The 19,206-nt window shown below is 54.8% G+C and carries 21 protein-coding genes, 1 tRNA gene and 1 pseudogene; all 23 read right to left on the minus strand.

The window, feature by feature from the left end; genetic code table 11:
* Positions 1-13 precede the first annotated feature (13 nt).
* The 23 genes and pseudogenes from flgC to QU667_RS08585 all read right to left on the minus strand — a co-directional run bounded on the left by flgC (position 14) and on the right by QU667_RS08585 (position 19,193).
* Entirely contained in the window at positions 14-469 is a 456-nt protein-coding gene (gene flgC, locus QU667_RS08475) for a flagellar basal body rod protein FlgC (protein ID WP_304986762.1), read from the minus strand.
* A 17-nt stretch (positions 470-486) separates the two neighbouring features.
* A complete protein-coding gene (gene flgB / locus QU667_RS08480) occupies positions 487-909 on the minus strand; it encodes a flagellar basal body rod protein FlgB (RefSeq protein WP_304986763.1) in 423 nt (140 codons plus the stop codon).
* Between the two features lie 175 nt (positions 910-1,084).
* Complete coding sequence (locus tag QU667_RS08485) at positions 1,085-1,960, minus strand: Asp23/Gls24 family envelope stress response protein (protein WP_304986764.1); 876 nt, start codon at positions 1,958-1,960, stop codon at positions 1,085-1,087.
* 19 nt (positions 1,961-1,979) lie between these two features.
* Positions 1,980-2,810 carry a PHP domain-containing protein gene (locus tag QU667_RS08490; protein ID WP_304986765.1) on the minus strand — a complete coding sequence of 277 codons (831 nt, stop codon included), beginning with the start codon at positions 2,808-2,810 and terminating at the stop codon, positions 1,980-1,982.
* A gap of 14 nt (positions 2,811-2,824) precedes the next feature.
* Positions 2,825-3,607: a TIGR00282 family metallophosphoesterase gene (locus QU667_RS08495; protein ID WP_304986766.1), complete on the minus strand. Its 783-nt coding sequence runs from the start codon at positions 3,605-3,607 to the stop codon at positions 2,825-2,827.
* 20 nt (positions 3,608-3,627) lie between these two features.
* The gene (locus QU667_RS08500) at positions 3,628-4,182 is read right to left on the minus strand and encodes a hypothetical protein (protein WP_304986767.1); all 555 of its coding nucleotides are present in this window, start codon (positions 4,180-4,182) and stop codon (positions 3,628-3,630) included.
* Positions 4,183-4,202: 20 nt separating this feature from the next.
* Positions 4,203-5,978 (minus strand): sensor domain-containing diguanylate cyclase, encoded by a 1,776-nt coding sequence (locus tag QU667_RS08505; RefSeq protein ID WP_304986768.1) that lies wholly within the window; start codon positions 5,976-5,978, stop codon positions 4,203-4,205.
* Between the two features lie 167 nt (positions 5,979-6,145).
* A complete protein-coding gene (rny, locus tag QU667_RS08510) occupies positions 6,146-7,663 on the minus strand; it encodes a ribonuclease Y (protein ID WP_425541884.1) in 1,518 nt (505 codons plus the stop codon).
* A 182-nt stretch (positions 7,664-7,845) separates the two neighbouring features.
* Positions 7,846-8,298 carry a hypothetical protein gene (locus QU667_RS08515; RefSeq protein ID WP_304986770.1) on the minus strand — a complete coding sequence of 151 codons (453 nt, stop codon included), beginning with the start codon at positions 8,296-8,298 and terminating at the stop codon, positions 7,846-7,848.
* A 10-nt stretch (positions 8,299-8,308) separates the two neighbouring features.
* Positions 8,309-9,307, minus strand: coding sequence for a flotillin-like protein FloA (gene floA / locus QU667_RS08520; protein WP_304986771.1), 999 nt, complete (start codon positions 9,305-9,307; stop codon positions 8,309-8,311).
* A 28-nt stretch (positions 9,308-9,335) separates the two neighbouring features.
* Positions 9,336-9,968 carry an NfeD family protein gene (locus QU667_RS08525; RefSeq protein ID WP_304986772.1) on the minus strand — a complete coding sequence of 211 codons (633 nt, stop codon included), beginning with the start codon at positions 9,966-9,968 and terminating at the stop codon, positions 9,336-9,338.
* A gap of 250 nt (positions 9,969-10,218) precedes the next feature.
* A complete protein-coding gene (locus QU667_RS08530; RefSeq protein WP_304986773.1) occupies positions 10,219-10,482 on the minus strand; it encodes a Txe/YoeB family addiction module toxin in 264 nt (87 codons plus the stop codon).
* Between the two features lies 1 nt (position 10,483).
* Positions 10,484-10,735, minus strand: coding sequence for a type II toxin-antitoxin system RelB/DinJ family antitoxin (locus QU667_RS08535; protein WP_304986774.1), 252 nt, complete (start codon positions 10,733-10,735; stop codon positions 10,484-10,486).
* Between the two features lie 613 nt (positions 10,736-11,348).
* A tRNA-Pro gene (locus QU667_RS08540) sits at positions 11,349-11,425 on the minus strand.
* 35 nt (positions 11,426-11,460) lie between these two features.
* Entirely contained in the window at positions 11,461-12,213 is a 753-nt protein-coding gene (locus tag QU667_RS08545; protein WP_425541890.1) for a hypothetical protein, read from the minus strand.
* A gap of 85 nt (positions 12,214-12,298) precedes the next feature.
* Positions 12,299-12,634, minus strand: a complete 336-nt coding sequence (locus QU667_RS08550; RefSeq protein WP_314807062.1) for a hypothetical protein — start codon at positions 12,632-12,634, stop codon at positions 12,299-12,301.
* A 17-nt stretch (positions 12,635-12,651) separates the two neighbouring features.
* The gene (locus QU667_RS08555) at positions 12,652-14,250 is read right to left on the minus strand and encodes a flagellar assembly protein A (protein WP_304986777.1); all 1,599 of its coding nucleotides are present in this window, start codon (positions 14,248-14,250) and stop codon (positions 12,652-12,654) included.
* An 82-nt stretch (positions 14,251-14,332) separates the two neighbouring features.
* Entirely contained in the window at positions 14,333-15,085 is a 753-nt protein-coding gene (locus tag QU667_RS08560) for a FliA/WhiG family RNA polymerase sigma factor (protein ID WP_425541885.1), read from the minus strand.
* 20 nt (positions 15,086-15,105) lie between these two features.
* The gene (locus QU667_RS08565; protein WP_304986779.1) at positions 15,106-15,489 is read right to left on the minus strand and encodes a hypothetical protein; all 384 of its coding nucleotides are present in this window, start codon (positions 15,487-15,489) and stop codon (positions 15,106-15,108) included.
* A 14-nt stretch (positions 15,490-15,503) separates the two neighbouring features.
* A pseudogene (locus QU667_RS08570) lies at positions 15,504-15,988 on the minus strand (chemotaxis protein CheD).
* 1 nt (position 15,989) lies between these two features.
* Complete coding sequence (locus QU667_RS08575; RefSeq protein WP_304986780.1) at positions 15,990-16,613, minus strand: chemotaxis protein CheC; 624 nt, start codon at positions 16,611-16,613, stop codon at positions 15,990-15,992.
* Positions 16,614-16,661: 48 nt separating this feature from the next.
* The gene (locus tag QU667_RS08580; RefSeq protein ID WP_304986781.1) at positions 16,662-17,129 is read right to left on the minus strand and encodes a chemotaxis protein CheW; all 468 of its coding nucleotides are present in this window, start codon (positions 17,127-17,129) and stop codon (positions 16,662-16,664) included.
* A gap of 18 nt (positions 17,130-17,147) precedes the next feature.
* Positions 17,148-19,193 (minus strand): chemotaxis protein CheA, encoded by a 2,046-nt coding sequence (locus tag QU667_RS08585; RefSeq protein WP_304986782.1) that lies wholly within the window; start codon positions 19,191-19,193, stop codon positions 17,148-17,150.
* Positions 19,194-19,206: the final 13 nt, after the last annotated feature.

Below are 19,206 nucleotides of genomic sequence, written 5' to 3' on the forward strand. Positions count from 1 at the left end.
ATGTGCGCAAAAATCAGTTGCCGCCGCCAATGCGAAGTGCTGCGGTCACCATGGACTTCGCCGCATTGATCGTCGTTGTGTTCGCTTCATAGGCACGGGATGCCGAGATCATGTCCACCATCTCGGAGACGATGTTGACGTTCGGTCGCTCTACATACCCCTGTGCGTTGGCATCCGGATGTCCCGGCTCATAGACGAGAGTTCCCTGCGTACGATCCGTCTCAATCGACACCGCACGCACACCATCTCCCGGACGCATACGATCCGAAGCACGCGCAAGGAAGGACTCAAAGCCGATGCCCGCCCCCTTCTCGCGCGGCTGAAACACAACATAGCGGCGGTGATAGGCACCTCCGCCCTGTGCACGCGTCGTGTTCGCGTTTGCGATATTATTGGAGATCACGTCCATGCGCAGCCGCTCAGCCGTAAGTCCGGAAGCCGCCGCATCAATTCCCAAAAACATTCCCATATCGTGCCCTCCTGCGATCAGCCGCCCTGACCGCTCGTAATGACACTTTTCAGTCTGCCGATGTGTCCTCCGAGCGCCGTTGCCAGTGCACTGTAATAAAGCTGATTCTTTGCTACCTCTGCCATCTCAATATCAATATCGACATTGTTCCCGTCCAGGCGCATATTCGTATGTTCATCCTGCTCGATGACACCATGTGCCTTGCCGCGCGGAGCAATCGGGAGATGCCGGTCGTGCGTCCGCACAACCTTCATCAGCGGCTCACGTGCAAGCCCCAACTCCTGCTTCAGCAAATCCTCAAAGCGTACATGACTCCGCTTGAAGTTCGGTGTGTTCACGTTGGCGATGTTATTGCTGAGCACCTCGTGGCGCAGAGAAGCCGCCGCCATTGCGCGGCTGCCAATATCCAGCATCGAGGTATTTACCAACTGCTCAAGCATGAAATGTCACATCCCTTTCCCGCATTTTAGGAAACATTTATTTTCATAACGTCCCCTTTAATGTGTACAGAGAAAACTGCACACAAAACAGATATATATTTAGTTCTACGTTTCTAAAAAAAATCCTTTTCATTCTAGCACTTTTTCCCCAAAAAGTGAAGAATCCGTTTTTCTCTCAGCCGGAGGGGGATACAGCCGTCCGAGCGTGTGTGCGTGCTCCCCGCTCAACGTGAATACTCTTGACCAGAATGTCAATTTCGTGTACAACCATGCCCGTCATACGCTCGATCTCTGTCCGAAGGCGGCGGCGCAGGGTCGCCATGGCCTCGGTGATCGCATGACCGTAGGAAAAGACCACCTCAAAGGAAACCATAATGCCAAGATCATCATCCCCGTTGACAAGATGCTTCACATGCGTATGTCCGACGCGGTACACTTCCTCAAGCGCCTCAGCGACAATGTGTACGATGTTCTTTATGACCGAATCGTCAATGACAAGTTTTCCGTAGTAACTGAACACGGGATGTACAATGGAACGCTCTCCGAGGCGGCGCCGTTTTGCCGAGGAGGTCTTAAAGAAGCTCTTGATCGGATCGATAAGATACCCGGAGAAATGCGGTTTCAGCTCAATCGTCGGCACGGGAATGATGTGCTCGCCGCGCTTCAAACGATGGTACTGTGCCAGTTCCATGTCCTTTTTCGAAGCGATGTCCTCAATGCGGATGATCTTGCTCACAGGTCCGATCCTGAGCGCCTTTGCGATCTTCTGCACCATATTCTCCGACGTGCCGAGCAGAAGGATACGCCGAGGAAGGGACTCCGCAATGGCACGACGCACATCGGAGGCGTGTCCCGGTAGGACGAAAATCGCACGGCGTACAGCCATAATGCGGTTCTTCTCCTTTTTTGCGGAACTGCCGCCGATCACCTTTCCATCCTTGATCAGAATACCGTCGTCAATGATGGCATCTGCACCGTTCTGCTGAGCAACCCACAGGGCGCGGTGGCTTTTGCCGGTTCCGCTCGGTCCGACAAGGGCGATCACATCCATCGTCTTCCTCCTTTTCCTGTCAGCTGATATGCGGCGGCCGATAGAAGTTCTCGGCGTAGATGTCCTCAATCGTAAATTTCCCGATCATATCCGGCTCCCGTCCCGCAAAACCGCGATAGTCCGAACCGCCGGAAACGAGCAACCCATGTTTTTGTGCCACGTCCATATAATGCTGCGTATCGGCGTGGTCGTAAGTCGGATAAAACACCTCAAGCCCCTCAATGCCGAGCGCAATGAGCTGCTCCACATAGGCCTCATCGTCCAACACTTTCGGATTTCCGAGCACGGGAATCCCACCTGCGCCCTTGATGACATGGATGATCTCCTCCGGCGAAATGCGAAAGTGCGGCACATAGGCAGGCTGCCCACGCCGCAGCAGCTGATCGAAGCATATGCGTATGGAGTCAAAATACCCCTTCTTGACAAGCACACGTGCCACATGGGAGCGTCCGACCGCCTTGCACATCCCCTCGTCCGTCAGCACTTCCGTCTCACCGATCTCATAGCCGAGATTTTTCAGACGCTCGACAATCTCCGTAAAACGAATCCAGCGCGCCTCACTGATCTCCTCAAGTTTCTCCTGAAGTCCGGCGTTGTAAATATCAATGTTATAGCCCAGTATATGAGCCTCGTGCTGCCCATCCCCTGTACTGAACCCCACGCCCGGGATGATGCGCAGGCTCCCTGCGGGGTAATGTCCGCTCTCATACAGCTCCGTGACCGCCTCGACACTGTCGTGATCGGTGATGGAGATATAGCGCAGCCCCGCAGCCTTTGCCGCTTCCACGATCTCCACGGGAGTGTTCCGTCCGTCGGAAAAGATCGAATGGATATGCAAATCGCTTGGCATAGTATGCTCCTTGCTCAGTCCTGTTCACGCAGGAGTACACGCTCGATCTGCGGTGTCCTGCCACCGGAGGGATCAATATCTACAATTACGGCAGCATACTCCGCCGCTCCCTCCGCCATATCGAAACGCGCGGGCATCCCCGTCCGAAACTTTTGAATCACAGCATCCTTGCGCACCCCCAGAATCGAATCATAGGGGCCGACCATGCCGAGATCCGTAATATACGCCGTTCCACCGGGCAGGATACGCTCATCCGCTGTCTGCACGTGCGTATGCGTACCGACAACGATGGAGGCACGCCCATCCAGATAGTATCCCATGGCAAGTTTTTCCGACGTGGTCTCCGCGTGGAAGTCCAGCACGACCAGATCCACCTTACCCATAATCTCCGCCAAGATCTCATCCGCCTTTTGAAAGGGGCAGTCCAGTGCCGGCATGAAGGAACGTCCCGACAAATTCATCACAGCAATATGCGCGGTACGAAACGGGAAGATGCAGTAGCCATGCCCCGGCGTCCCCTCCGGATAGTTCGCGGGGCGCACGAGAAACGGCTCGTCATCGACGAAATCAAAGACCTCCTTCTTGTCCCAGACGTGATTGCCGGAAGTCACAACATCCGCACCGCCCGCATAGAGTTCATCCAGTGCTTTGCGTGTATAGCCCTTGCCGCCGGCGGAGTTTTCACCGTTGACAATGACGACATCAATGCCGCGCTCCGTGCGCAGACGCGGGGTGATCGTACGAAACGCACGTCGTCCCGCACGACCGACAACGTCACCGACCAACATAATGCGCACAGCGCGTCCTCCCATCCTTCTCATCGGTTGTAGACCACAACCTGATCGCGTTCACGAATCCCCACCAAACGCTCGCGCAGGGGGATCTCACGCACTGCCATCAGCATCCGTTCCAACGTCTCATGCTGAATCATCCGAAACTCTGCGTCAAGCATCTCCGCCCCATGTGGGTCAACGAGAAGGCTGTCACCAAAGCGTTCCTTCAAAAGCAGAACAATAAGACTCAGCTCACGTTCCGACAGTTCATCCATACGCCGTGCAAGATGCAGCATCGTGAGTTCGCCATGCTGCTCATAGGAGAAGTCCATGACGCTCGCCGCACTGTCCTCGATCACATGATAGGTCTCAATGCTCTCGGTAAGAAACGCCGCAAACGCCGCAATCTCCGCGGGTTCAACCTGTTTGCGCACGATGAAATCCATCGTCAAAAGAGCCTTGCGCGGCTCGTAGGAAACCGCCTCGATCTCCGGGAAACACACCAGCACAGAGGCGAGCAGCTGCACACCGGGACGCGCCTGTTCGCTTTTGGTGCGACCGGACCCCCCTCCCGTAAATCTGCGCAAAAAGTCAAACATAGCACCGCCTCCCCCGCAGCCTAGTCAACACCGCTTACACGTCCAAGGCCAAGTGCATAGACCGCATTGCGCCCGGCCTTCTTTGCCTGATAGAGTGCTTCATCCGCATTCTTGAACAGCTGGAGCTCATTGTCCCGTTCCACATCGAATGCAGCGACACCGACGCTGACGGTAACACTCCGATCAAACGGCATCTTCGAACTCTCCACCGTCCGGCGGATGCGTTCCCCGACCCGTCCCGCAACCGCAAGCGACGCTCCTGCGAGAATGATAAAGAACTCATCGCCGCCCCAGCGGCAGCCGGAATCCGATCCGCGAATCGTATGGGAAATGGCATCTGCCACCGTGAGGATCACCTTGTCCCCCATATCGTGTCCATAGGTGTCATTGACGCCTTTGAAATGGTCAATATCCATGAGGATGACCGAAAGTGGTGTCTTATTCTCCTGCGCATACGCAACCGCTTCCTTCAAAACGCGCTCCATCTCGCGGCGGTTCAGAAGATTCGTCAGCGCATCACGGCTCGCAAGCTGACTGAGGCGCTGATTTGCCGTATAGAGTTCCTCCTCTGAAACACGTATGAAGTGCGACATGAAGGCGAGCATCTTCCGGTTATAGGAGAGATGCGCCACACGCTTCGTCTGGAGCGAAATGTTCCTGACGTAACCGGGATCCTCCTTCATCCCAACGAGCAGGACGTTCAGGTGTGCCGTAGACACGCGCTTCCCTATGCGGCGCACCTCACCGAAGATAAACACCGTGGAGGAAGGACATCCCGCACACGGTGTCATCTCCGTCACGACATCATCGCCGAGCAGGAGATAGTGTCCGACGCACGCCGTCCCCAGAATCGCCTGAGGGGAGAACGCCGTCATTCCACGCGTATTCTCCGCAGCCTTCGACAGAATCCCATAGGGATCGCCATAGGAAAGGCGAAACTTGGTTCCCTTCTGGATGGGAATGCCGAAAATCAGAGCACCCGTCCCCTCCTCAATCTTGATTGGAACACGTGCCGAAATTGACCCGTCCGCCTCTATAAAGCACAGAGGAAAGAGCGCGGCATCCGAACTGAAGTCCCCATCTCCCTTGATACCGAAATAGCGTTCATAGATCTTGAGCGGCGTATCTCCGTCGAGTTCCATGATCTTACAGCCATCGACACGAGTGGCGACGATCTCGCGCCCCAGTACATTCCAACCAAAATTGCGGACGACGTGCACATCCAGTGTCTCTCCATAAAACACAATGGCGACCATGCCGAGTTCCGTCACCACATCATCGGCAACAAGATAACCGTGCTCATTCACCGGTTCTGCATCCACAAACGCGCCAAACACCTCGATGGACGCATCCATAACGGAAATCCCATCGAACAGATCATCAATCTGATCCATGAGCCCGACGACAAAGAACTCGATGAGCTTCGTCGTCGGACGCTCCGCAACAAAATCAACAACCTTCTGCGTCGATGCCGCATCTGCCGTATTCCCGTTCACGATGACAAAGTCCGCCTGCGATTCCTCAAACGCCGTAATAGTCAACATGACCCCCGCCGTATCAAGACGCAGATCCGCCATCTTGAGTGCACATGTATGTACCAGAATACGTGCGTGCGGAAAGAGCTCCCGAAGGGCATCACGCATTTGTAGTGCCTTTTCAAGCGCCATCTCACAGGGCGCTGCAACCGTAATGAGCAGCGAAGCAATGTACGGGATGCGATCCAGTTTTTCCTTTGCCTGTTCCGCCTGGCGCTGCGCGTCTGCGGTGCCGGAAACAATGTAAGTCAGCTGTTGCATAGGCTCTCCTCGATATGCGGAAACACACCTGCCCCCCTACGGCATGACGTAGGCTCCACATTTTCCAGAAATAGGGGGCCGACGCCCCCTATTTTATGTTTATTTGGAATTTCATTGCTTAGGGAATCACTGATAAATCGACGACCATCCGGTCAGTGCGGCTTTTTCTACTTGGCGTAATCAACAACGCGGGTTTCGCGGATGACCGTCGCCTTGATCTGTCCCGGATACTCAAGATCGCCCTCGATCTTCTTTACAATATCATGGACAAGCACGGCGGCTCCCGCATCATCCACCTTATCCGGCTTCACCATGACACGGATCTCACGCCCCGCCTGAATGGCAAAACAGCGCTCCACCCCTTCAAAAGATTCCGCAATCTCCTCCAGAGCCTTAAGTCGTTTAATGTAGGACTCCAGACTCTCCCGACGCGCTCCCGGGCGAGCCGCCGACACTGCATCTGCGGCGGCAACAAGCACCGCCTCAATCGTCGTCGCCTCCTCATCGCCGTGATGCGAAGCGATGATATTGATGACCTCCTTCGACTCACGGTACTTGCGCGCGAGATCGGCGCCGACCGTCACATGGGGACCCTCAATCTCATGGCTGACCGCCTTTCCGATGTCATGCAGGAGACCGCCGCGCTTGGCGAGCATGACATCACAGTCAAGCTCCGCTGCCATGAGCCCCGCCAGATGTGCGACCTCGATGGAGTGTGCAAGGACGTTCTGCCCATAACTCGTACGATAACGCATACGCCCGAGGAGACGCACGAGTTCCGGATGAATGCCGTGCACCCCCGTCTCGAATGTCGCCTGCTCGCCCGCCTCCTTGATCCGCTGCTCGACCTCGCGCCGTGCCTTTTCGATCATCTCCTCAATGCGTGCGGGATGGATGCGTCCGTCCTGAATCAGCTTTTCAAGCGCAATGCGTGCGATCTCACGCCGCACGGGGTCAAACCCTGAGAGGATGACCGCCTCCGGCGTATCGTCGATGATGAGATCAATGCCCGTCAATGTCTCAAGCGTACGGATGTTGCGCCCCTCACGCCCGATGATGCGACCCTTCATCTCATCGTTCGGCAGAGCAACGACCGAAACCGTCGTCTCCGCCACATGATCGGCAGCGCAGCGCTGAATCGCAACGCTCAAAATCTCGCGTGCCGCCTTGTCCGCCTCATCCTTCGTCTGCTGTATGTACTCCTTGATCTTGCGCGCCTTTTCGTGCTTCAGCTCCTCCTCGGCTTCTGCCATGAGGATCGTACGCGCCTCCTCATTCGAAAGTCCGGAGATACGCGCAAGCTCCTGCTTCTGGCTCTCATAGAGCGCTGTTACCTCCGCCTGCGTCTTGTCGATGCGTGCTTCCTTGCGCTGCAGCCCCTCCTCTTTCTTTTCGATGGATTCGAGCTTACGGTCGAGATTCTCCTCCTTTTGAATCGTGCGGCGTTCGAGCCGCTGAATCTCATTGCGGCGTTCCTTGGAATCCCGCTCGAACTCCTGCCGCTGACGCTGGATCTCCTCCTTCGCCTCAAGCAGGGCTTCCTTCTGCTTGGTTTCCGCCCTCTTGCCGGCCTCCTCGACAATGCGCTTCGCCTCATCCTCGGCTGATCCTATCTGAGCTTCCGCCGTGCGTTTGCGTGCGACATAGCCCGCAGCAGCACCGACGGCAGCAGCAATAACCACCATTAGTAATTCAGTAATGATAACGGCCACCTCCTCGTTTCATGGTTCAAACAACCCATAAAATTCTCCTATCCATTTTAATGTTTTTTCTCTATAGTGTCAAGAATTCTATGCACACCTTCCGCTTTTCAGATCTCAAATTTCCCCATAAGAAAAAGGCCTGCCGCACATGGCAAGCCTTCCCATTATCTTCTCGGAAATTTTTGAAGGGCGCGCGGCTTCCCGAGGATTTCGGACAGCACGACCGCCTGTTTCATCGTATCCGCCGTCAGATGCGGCAGAAGTGCCGACGGCGCGGACGCACGCGGAAGATCTGCAGCCGCCTGTTCTGCAGCAAGACGTTCCCTGCGCTCCCGCGCACGCTTTTCTTGCTGTGCAGCGCGCCGCGCTTCCTCCCATTTCGCCCGCAGTTCCTGTGCGCGCAGCACCTCTGCCTCCACGGTGATCTCCGCTTGTCCCGGAACACCGCGCATCGGCGGAATCTCAAAACGCTCCTGCGTCTGCGTTTTCTTTGTACGCCTGCGCGGACGCGGAACCTCCTGCGGAACCGTTGGCGGCGGGACTTTCTTCTTACCGCCGAAACGGTCGTCGAGGATGGAAATCCCTATAGCAAGGATGATGAGGATAAGGTATTCCATACCGTATCCCTCACTTGACCGGCGGTGTCGGGTGCTTTTCATCCGTCTTGCCCGATGCACTGATGGCGTGGCGCATATCTGTATCGGACTGAATATTGTTCAGCTGGTAGTAGTCCATCACGCCGAGTTTTCCCTCACGCAGCGCCTGTGCCATCGCGTGCGGCACCTCCGCCTGCGCCTCGACCACCTTTGCCTCCATCTCCTGCGTGTACGCCTTCATCTCCTGCTCGCGTGCAACCGCCATGGCGCGGCGTTCCTCCGCCTTTGCCTGTGCAATGCGCTTGTCCGCCTCCGCCTGATCGGTCTGGAGCTCCGCGCCGATGTTGCGCCCGACATCCACGTCCGCAATATCAATGGAAAGAATCTCAAACGCCGTCCCTGCATCAAGCCCCTTGCCAAGTACTGTCTTTGAAATGTCGTCCGGATTTGCAAGCACATCCGTATGGCTCTGCGAGGATCCGACCGTCGTGACAATACCCTCACCGACACGAGCAATGATCGTCGGCTCGCCCGCACCGCCGACAAGACGGTCAATGTTCGCACGCACCGTAACACGCGCCTTGATTTTAAGCTCAATACCGTTCGCCGCGACGGCAGACACAATCGGCGTCTCAATCACCTTTGGATTGACACTCATCTGCACCGCATCGAGCACATCACGTCCCGCGAGATCAATCGCCGCCGCACGCTCAAACGGCAAGGCAATCTGTGCGCGATGCGAAGCGATCAGCGCATCGACCACCTTGTCCACGTTGCCGCCCGCAAGATAATGCGCCTCAAGCTGATTGACACCCACATCCAATCCCGCCTTGTTCGCCTTAATCAGCGGCAGCACAATCCGACTGGGTGGAACGCGGCGCAGCCGCATACCGATGAGCGAGATAATACTCACCGAAACATTTGCCGAAATCGCAGATACCCACAGCCCAATCGGCACAAAATGCAAAAAAATCGACACTGCAAGAATGACGACAATAACGAGGAATGCTCCCCCGAACAGAGTACCCATAAAAACCTCCTATCATAAATTCAAAAATCTACATCTCACGAACAACAACACGGCTGCCGTTCACGGACAGAACAACAACGCTTTTCCCTTTGGAGATAAACGCCCCTTCCGAGATCACATCCACGGGGCGGCCGTCGATCCGTGCCGTCCCCGACGGGCGCAGTTCTGTGAGCACCTCGCCCGATTTCCCTACAAGATCCGACTGCTCCGCCGCGCTCACATAGCCCTCCTCCGTGCGCGAGCTCTTTTGCAGAACAATCTTATTCCAGAGCCTGCTCGACGGCAGACGCGAAACAATGAGCAAAAAGAGGGCAACAGAAATGACAAGTGCAATCCCAAGCGCCGCAAGCGCACCAATATCCCCGCCGAGAGCCAGCACAATGCTGTAGAGCATCGCTGCAACGCCAAGCCCGGCAAGCAGCCCCACCGTCGGCAGCAGGATCTCCACAATAATCATCAGAACGCCCGCAAGAAAGACCGCGATATGATAGAGCTCCACGAGCCCCTGCGTATACTGACTGCCCCAGAACACCGCTGCCGCGACAATGCCAAGCAGCACCCCCACACCGAGACCGCCCGTCTTGATCTCCACCATGATGGAGAGAAACATAACGGCAAGTAAGAGAACTTGCAGGACAGAATTATCTACGATCAGGTTCACAAAATCCCTCCTCACTCACGCGAAAATCCTCCGTACTCCCGCACGGAAATCCCTATGCCGAAAATGATCGGAATAACGGGATTCGAACGCACGACCTCTTCCACCTCAAAACGCGCCGAAAACCTAAATGAAGCAACTGCAATCAATAGGACGCACACATTAACAACTCTTTCTATACCTCTCAAGAGTACATTTTGAGGGGCTTATAAAGCGTTGCTCATATCGTGGCCTTAACCCGCCCTGCAAGAACTTATGTATCCCCATAATGCGCCCCACACTGAGCGATTTCTATGACATCATCCGTAATCTGAAAGATAAGCCTATTTTTAGAATCAATACGCACACTATAAAAGCCTGTCCAATTCCCACGCAAAGCCTCCGGCTTTCCCGTACAGTTATACCCGTTACGGTCAATATCCCGCAAAAGAGCGTTTATTTTCTTTAGCGTTTTCTTGTCCTTCGTCTGCCACTCTATATATTCCTCCCATGCCTCATCATGCCATATCTTTTGCACATCACACCTCAATCAACTCATGCGCTGCCACATTTCTACCCGCCCTTATATCTGCGATACGCCTGTCAAGAACGGCAATATTTTCCCGCGAGTAAAATGGATCCGCAGACACATCAAACGGGATACGCCCTTCACGCCCCAATCGTTTGAGATAAATATTAATCGCGGTAGATACGGACATCCCAATATCCTCACAAACCTGCTCCGCATTTCTTTTCACATCGTCCGAAATTCGTACACTAAGCTGTGCCATGGTATCAACTCCCTTCTAAACGGTTTCATTGTAGCACACAAGGCATTACTTGTATAGCAAACGCAGCGTATTTTTCAAGACTTTATCAACACTGAATTTTGCAAAATATTTGTGAGCAGGTATATATTTTCCCCGTGTGTGTCATTTCCCCGTGCCACCATCCGCGTAGGCGCTGTGAGCAGGTGTAGGGGGACACATCCCTACCATTCATTTCACAGAGAGCAGACACATAGCAAGACAACGCCGCCCACTTGCGCTTTTCATTCTACACCTGTATAATGCAAAAGAACCCCTATAGGCACAGGCGGCTACTTCTTCATCTCTCCAACTCTATAAAGGGGAGGTGATGCAACATGAGTTATTACGAGTTCATCCTAATTCTGGTGCTCGTCACAGGCTTCATCGTTGCCATAAAAAAGAAATAACCGCCCTACTTTGACACGGTAAGCGGTTATTCCGTCTTCTTGTGAAGGAGTAGCCGCCCTATAGGGGCTTTCCCTTTTGTGTTCCCATCATAGCAGAAACAGCATATTTTTTCAAGGCAGACAAACAAAAAAATGGAGCTTTCAGTATGCGACACTGAAAACCCCGAAAGCCTTTTAACTCTAAGTAATGGTCGGAACGACGAGATTTGAACTCACGACCTCTTCCACCCCAAGGAAGCGCTCTACCAAGCTGAGCTACGTCCCGAACAAAAGGTATTATACCGATATTTTCCCCTTTTGTCAATCCCTTTGTGTCATTTGCTTCATGAGGCGAAGTGCACCGATTTCGACACCTGTTTCACGTGCGACTTGCTCAATCGTGCGGCCTGCACGGAGAAGGGCGCGTGCCTTGATGATGGTTTCATCTTCTCGTACCGGCTGTTCTTCCGCTGCGGAGCGTTCCATCGGATGCGCAGGGGGCGGGACAGGCATTGCTGTGGTTGTTCCATGCGCCTGCGGATAGTGGGGCTGCACACGTTCCTGTGGCATCCCTGCCCGCCTCCGAACAAGCGGCGACTGCATCTCCTGTACCATTGATCCGAGCTGCGGGGTCTGCACATAGACTTGCTGCACAGGTGCCGCACTTGTACGTTCATGTTCACGCAAAATCGACTGATGCAGCACGGCGGCAAATTCATCGCCGTCGGTACGGCGTGCCTCCGTCACCGGCAGCGGGGCGGGCTGACCTTCCCGCACAGCAACAGGAGCAGAAGACAGCGGCTGCCCCATATCGCGGAGACGACGCTCCAGTTCCTCAATGCGCTGACGCAGCGCCCACTCCAGACGCTGTGCATCCGCAACGCGCGTTTCAAGGCGCACACGGCGATCATCCGCCTCGCGCAGAAGTCCCTCCAATTTCGTCACATGAGAGCCGAGCCGTTTGATGATGGTATCGGCGGACTGCTGGAGTTCTTTTTTTAACTTCTCTATGGATGTCGCCAGATCTTCATCCTCTTCCTCGCTGCGCTGACGTCGGTGGATGATGTACCGCACGATGAGCAGCAGAACAGCGCCGAGGATGATAAGTGCGCCCAAAATTTCGGTCACAGAAATAATGACAGGAAGCCTCCTTTAGGCATCATAGGCTGATGTCGAGATGAACGCCGCGATTCGGATCTCTGGCAAGTCGCTGCAGAAGTTCGAGGCCGCGATCCTGCGTGTCGCCTCTGCGGCTCTCTCCGCCATTGCCGCGCCCCTGTCTGCGTTCACGCTCGGGATCGTCCTTCACGCGTGAATCCTCGCTCGCCTGTTCCTTGGCGCGTACCTGCTGTCGTGCAAGCTCCGCATCCTGTTTCTGTCGAACGGATTCAAAGCTCTGCTGGATGTTGACCTGATTCTGCATATTGCTCTGAACGTTTCCCGCCTCGTTGGACTGCGGGAACATCATCTGCATACTGATTGGCGTGACATTCATGACGAACCTGCCTCTCTTCAAAGAACTCCTACGGCAATTTTCCCATCCAAAACGCGGAGGCTTGCATGATGCAGTACCTCCTCCACCGATTTTTTCACGCCGTTGATCGTTGCATTGACCCCGGGGTAAATCACATCAGATGCAGCGACACTCCCCTTCTGCATCTGTTCCAGTTCCTCCTGCATCCGATTGAGGTCTTCCTGCATTTCCTTAATCTTACAGGCAAGAGGGAACTGTTCATGTGTCATCTCCACAAGCTGCTCCCTGCGCCGCTCAGACAGGCTCATGAGCGGTTTTTTCTTAAGTGTCGCAAGGGAGAAACGCACCTCGGTCAGTCGTTTGATTGCCGTCTGACACTCCTTGAACAGGGTATCATAGCGGTGTTTCAAGTTCGGATCGACACCGACATCCAGATTGGTCTGCACATAAAAGGTATTGCCAAAAATCTTGGCCCGAATGGATTCCCCCGCGCCAACGTTGCCGCCGGTGATGATACCACGCCGTCCCTCGACGAGAACGTGATGCCCCGCACGGATCTCCGAATGCAAAATGACATCGTTGACAAATATATCGCGCCCCGCCTCGATATTGGCGTGTTCAACAAAGGAGATGCTGACATCCTCGGCGGCACGGATCTTTCCGATGTTCATGCCGCGAATGCCACCGTGAACGATAACATTTCGCCCCTCGACCTGTGCGCCGCCGATCATCCCTTGGATCTCTATATCCCCCGTCGCTTTGACGATAAATCCGCTCTCCACGTCGCCCTTGATCTCGATACTGCCGGCAAAGTCAATGTTGCCCGTTCCGACATCGACCCCGGAATCAATGACGAGATGCGGATCTACGCTGATTTTTTTCCCTTCATCGACAATTTGACCGTCGATAAGTGCAACGAGTTCATTGGAGTTGACGATCTTTGTGTTTTTTCCCTGCGGCAGTTGTGCAGGTTTCCCCGGGCGGGGCGGTACCGCCGCCCCCAAAACGTTCGTCCCCGGCGTCCCCGGGGTTTCGGGGGTGCGCACGGCAAGTACATCCCCCGCATGTGTCTTGAGAAAGATGTTCAGATCTTTATAGTCGACGCGGTCATATGCACGCACAGCAGGACGTCCCTTGATCGACGGATCGTAGGATCTTTCAATGCGTGCGTTCTCTCCCGGAATCGCCGGCGTACCGCGCGCAGCAAGAAATGGGGTCAGACGTGCAGCACCGCGCTCGATGGCGGCGTGGTCGATGCCATAGACAACCTCCTTCTCCGCCAGTGCCGCCAGAATGTCCGCAGCGGTAGGAGGCAGATTCCCCTTCGCATCATCGAAACGCACGGCTGCGGACATCTTGTCGCGTGCGATCTCAATGCGAAAGGGAACAATCTTGTTCTCCTCACCGTCCTCCGGTGCCGATTCGAGCTTCTCCCGCACGCCATCCGCAGCACGCACCATGCGTGCCACCTGAAGGAGATCATAGTCCGTGACATTCTCCTTTGCGAGGTGTTCCCGCAGCGATGTCAAATCGACGAGAGTCCGCCCTTCCTCCTCCGAATAGACGGTGAGATAGTTGCCGTCTTCTTTGATTTCCAGCAGAAATCCATCGCGCATCCCCCCAACGGTTCGATCCACAATATCACTCCCGATCCGTCACAATTCCCACCATTGGGTCTGTCCCTTTTCTTAGGAAGCACTGATAAATTCAGCGATTCCTTTATTCCTCATTCATGCGCGAAAGGGAGCCGCGCATACGGAAAATTGCCTTCGTGTGGAGCTGAGAAATGCGCGCCTCCGAAAGATGCAGAATCGCAGCGATCTCCTTGAGTGTCATTTCGTCATAGTAGTAGAGCGCGACAACTGTGCGCTCCTTTTCGGGCAGTTTTTCAATTGCAGCCGCAAGGGTCTCCTTGACCTCCGTCCATTCTGCGTGCTCAACCGGACCGTCCTCCATGGATACGGGGGCATCCGTACGCAGATATTCTTCCAATGGAATGATGGTCGCCGCACTGACCTGTCCTTCCAGATGGTGGAGCCCCTCGATCGACAGATCCAATGCTGCGGCGAGTTCTTCATCCGTCGCAGTACGCCCAAGTTCCCCCTCAAGGCGCGCAACCACTTTCTCGTATTTTTTAATATTCTGACGTACGCTGACAGGAATCCAGTCCTTCGCACGCAGATGATCTAGCATCGCACCGCGTACACGCACTCCTGCATAGGTTTCGAATTTATTGCCGCGTGTCAGTTCATAGCGCTCAATCGCATCGAGCAGTCCAAAAAAACCGCTGCTCAGGAGATCCTCGCGGTCAACATGCTGCGGCAGGCTGATCGCAATGCGTCCTGCAATGAGGCGGACGAGCGGAAGATAGTGCTCGGCGATACGGTTGCGTACGTCTACGGTTTTTTCCATCTCGTATGCACGCCACAGAGCATCAATGTCCTCCGCCGGCTGTGTCGCCATCGCACCCATCTCCTCTCATTTCCTCGCGCTCAGACCGCAGCGGGGGTCTGTTCTCCCTCCGGCGATCTCATATGGATAAAGGAGTCCTCCGATAGGGGCTGAAAATTCGTCGGTGCAGCAAATTCCTCCGCCGCATGGTCTCCCGTCTCCACTGCGTCAAAATCAATATCGTCGGGGGCATAAAGCTGTGCCTGCATATCCCGCATCCGCTCATCGAGTCCGGTATCAAAGGCAGTCCACCCCTTTGCATCCAGGATAAAGACAACGAGATATGTGAATGCTCCCGCACACAAAAATGCGATACAGCTGCGTAGAAATGCCGTTCCCACACGTGCGTCACTAAGCATCCCCGTAAGAAATACGACGAGTGCGGCAACCACGGAAAACACAAGGGACATACCGAGTTTGAACATTTTCCTCCCCCTCTCTATATTGTTTTATCTCCCTTGCTGACCGTTTTTACGGTATAAACGCCGTTATTGAGATCAATCGAAACCGTGCGCCCGTAGTTGAGACCCGTGTCCTCTGCGATGAGGCGGATGCCGTGCTGGGCGAGCAGTTCTTTGCCGCCTGTGCATTGCGTTCCCCCACGCGCATGACACTTGTCGTGTTGGAGAACGCAAACATCTGCGCTCCGCCCGCGATCTTTGCCACAAGTCTGGATTTGAGCGCACCAAGCCGCAGAACATCTGCAAGCATCAGCGGAAATCCCGTGTCAATAAACTTCGCCGGTGTATCCGAGGGGCGTGCCTGTTTGCTGTCCGGCAGCATATAGTGAAGAAGCCCCCCCACCTGAGCTTTGGGGTCATAGAGTGAAAGTCCGATACACGAACCCAGTCCATAGCTGATGAGTGTGGACGGAGCTGTGCCGACTTTGTAGTCGGCCATACCGACTTTTATCAAATCCGGCATATCATCCAACTCCTACCGCATTCATGATGCTGCTGAGAGAACCGGGATCCGGGACGAGGAAGAAATGTCCGTTGATGCTCCGATCCTCCGCGACAAAATTCGTTTCGATGAGGAGCGCATGATCCCCCATCTCACCAAGCTGAACCAAAACGACGTTGAGGATGGCACCCGCCATATCCACGGCAAGTGCCGGAATGGAGGGAAGCATACTCATGCCCGTGAATGTGTAAAACGCATTCAAATAGGAACCGGCAAGAATATTGCCGATTTCCATCAGAGCAGATTCATCCATGGCATCCAGTTCATCCGTTGCTCCGCGTTCGCGTCCAAGGAGTGTGTCTACGAGTGCAAAAGCGCTTTCACGCGGAATGAGAAAGAGGATGTTGCTCGGAGCCTTGCCATAGACGCGCAGAAAAATACCGACGACCACCAGCTCCGGTCCACCGACAAATTCAGGTACATCCTCGATTGGAACAAGTGCCACATGCGGCACATTCATCTCGATGCGGCGCTGAATGAGACGGGAAAGTGCCGTTGCGGAGTTTCCTGCGCCGACATTTCCGATCTCCTTGAGCACGTCCATCTGCAGTTCTGACAGCTCAGTCAGATTCTCATCTTCGGTCATAGACCCTACCTCATATCCCAGTGCGACGAAGCAAAAACCATCTGCACCTTATTTTGCCTCTTTCGGCAGTCCGACGATCTCCTCCAGATTGAGAAGGACAATGAGTCTGCCGTTGATGTTGCCGATGCCGCTGAGGAACTTGCTGCTCTCGCGGGCATTCGTCGCCTTCTTCGTATCGACGGGCGCATTTTCAAGGCTCAGCACCTCGGTCACGGCATCGACCAGCATTCCAACGTGAACGTCTTCAACGGAAACCGTGACAATACGCGTGCGATCCGTATACGGCGTCTCTGCAAGCCCAAGACGTTTCTTGAGATCAATGACGGGAAGCACCGAGCCCCGCAGATTGATGACGCCCTTGATAAAGTCTGCCGCAAACGGGACGCGTGTGATGTCCGTGAGATTGCGGATTTCCTGCACGTTCAAAATGCTGACACCGTATTCCTCATCGCGAAGATTGAATGCCACATACTGCGAGTTCTGCGGCACATTTCCCTGATTCATATCATCTGCCATCTTCTTTGCCCTCCCCTTTTACTGCTGCAACATCGTCGCTACGTCAAGAATCAGTGCAACCTTGCCGTCGCCAAGCACAGTTGCCCCGCCAAAGAGTTTGAGCCCGGCGAAGAGATTGCCGAGTGTCTTGATAACGATTTCCTGCTGTCCGATCAGATTGTCGACGACAATGCCCGCCTTCGCTTCGCCCGCATGAACAACGACGACGAAGAGCTCGTCGGAGTCCTTCGTGTGAGGAACCTGAAGCGCCTCCTCCATGCGGATGATCGGGATGATCTCTCCGCGCAGGACGATGACTTCCTTGTTCTGGACAGTCTGAATATCGGTTGGTTCAATGTTGATCGTGCTGTCAATGGAGCCGAGTGGAATAGCGTACATCTCGTCCTGCACCTGCACGAGCATCGCCTGAATGATGGCAAGCGTAAGCGGCAGCTTGATCTTGAAAATAGAGCCCTCGTCGATATGTGTCTCGACATCGACGTGTCCCGAAAGCGCCTCGATCTTGCTGCGCACAACGTCCATACCGACGCCGCGGCCGGAGATGTCCGTGATCTTCTCCGCCGTCGAGAAACCGGGAAGGAAGATCAGGCGCACGGCATCCGCATCGTCAAGACGATCTGCCTCGTCCTGCGAAATCATGCCCTTTTCAACCGCCTTGCGGCGAATCTTATCTGCGTCGATCCCCGCGCCGTCATCTGTGATCATAATGACGACATTGTTGCCCTCGTGACGTGCGATGAGTCCGACCTCGCCCACGCGTGGCTTGCCCTTTGCTTCGCGCTTGTCGGGGCTTTCAACACCGTGATCGAGCGAGTTGCGCAGCAGGTGCATGATCGGATCGCCGATCTCGTCGATAACGGTACGGTCGAGCTCGGTCTCCTCGCCCTCGATCGTGAGGTTGATGTCCTTGCCGAGTTCCTTCGACACATCGCGTACCATGCGTGGGAAGCGGTTGAACACGGCACTGACCGGAACCATGCGCACCTTCATAACGATGTTCTGCAGATCGCCCGTCACACGATCCATCTGCTCCAGTGTCTCCATGAGGTCGCTCATGCGATGCGTCTGACCGATCTGCTCCAGACGCACCTTGTTGATGACAAGCTCGCCCATGAGGTTCATGAGCGTATCGAGTTTTTCGATGTCCACGCGGACGCTCTGGCTCTGGTGCTGCTTTTTCGCAGGAGCCGACTTTGCCGCCTCTTTCTTGTGTGCGGGTTCCGCCTTTGCCGCAGGTGCAGCTGCTGCGGGAGCTGCCGCAGCAGCGGGAGCAGCCTCCTTGCCGACCTTGTCGGGATCAACCGCCTGTACGGCGATATCTTCGATCTCGGAGACCGTATCCACGGCATTCTGTACCGCCTCGGCATCGCCGGACGTGGCGATAAGTACATCAAAGCTGCGCTCAAACTTCTCCTGCTCAAGATCTTCAGCGGGAGGGATACTCTTGATGACATCGCCAATCTCATCGAGCGCATTCATGACCATGACCGAACGCGCCGCCTTGAGGACACAGGTCTCCATCAAGGTAACCTTGATATGGAACAGATTCATGCCGGCTTCTTTTGCCTTTTTCATGACATCGAGATCAATGTCATCAAGATCAAGGCTCGATCCTTCAGCGGCAGGGGCAGCGGCGGGAGCTGCTGCAGGAGCAGGAGTAGCTCCCGCTGCCGCAGGTGCAGGAGTTCCCTTGGAGATGGAACTGAGCTTTGCGACAAGATCCGAAACATCGACAACATCTTCCGCCTCGCCGTTGCCGACACTGTCCACCATCTGTTCCAATGAATCCAGACATTTGAACAGTGTATCCATGATGTCCTCATTGAGCTTGATCTGCTCTTTGCGGACGAGATCCAGAACGTCCTCCATCTCATGTGTGAGTTCGGCGATCTTGGCAAATCCCATGGTTGCCGACATGCCCTTGAGGGTGTGTGCATTGCGGAAGATGTCGTTGACGGCGCTGATCTCCTCCATGTTCTCCTCAAGGCGCAGAAGCCCCTCGTTGAGTGACTGCAAATGCTCATGCGACTCATCCAGGAACATGTCCATATACTGGTTATCCATTGATATTCCCCCT

Source organism: Selenomonas dianae (assembly GCF_030644225.1).
In the GTDB taxonomy this organism is placed as follows: Bacteria; Bacillota; Negativicutes; order Selenomonadales; family Selenomonadaceae; genus Centipeda; species Centipeda dianae.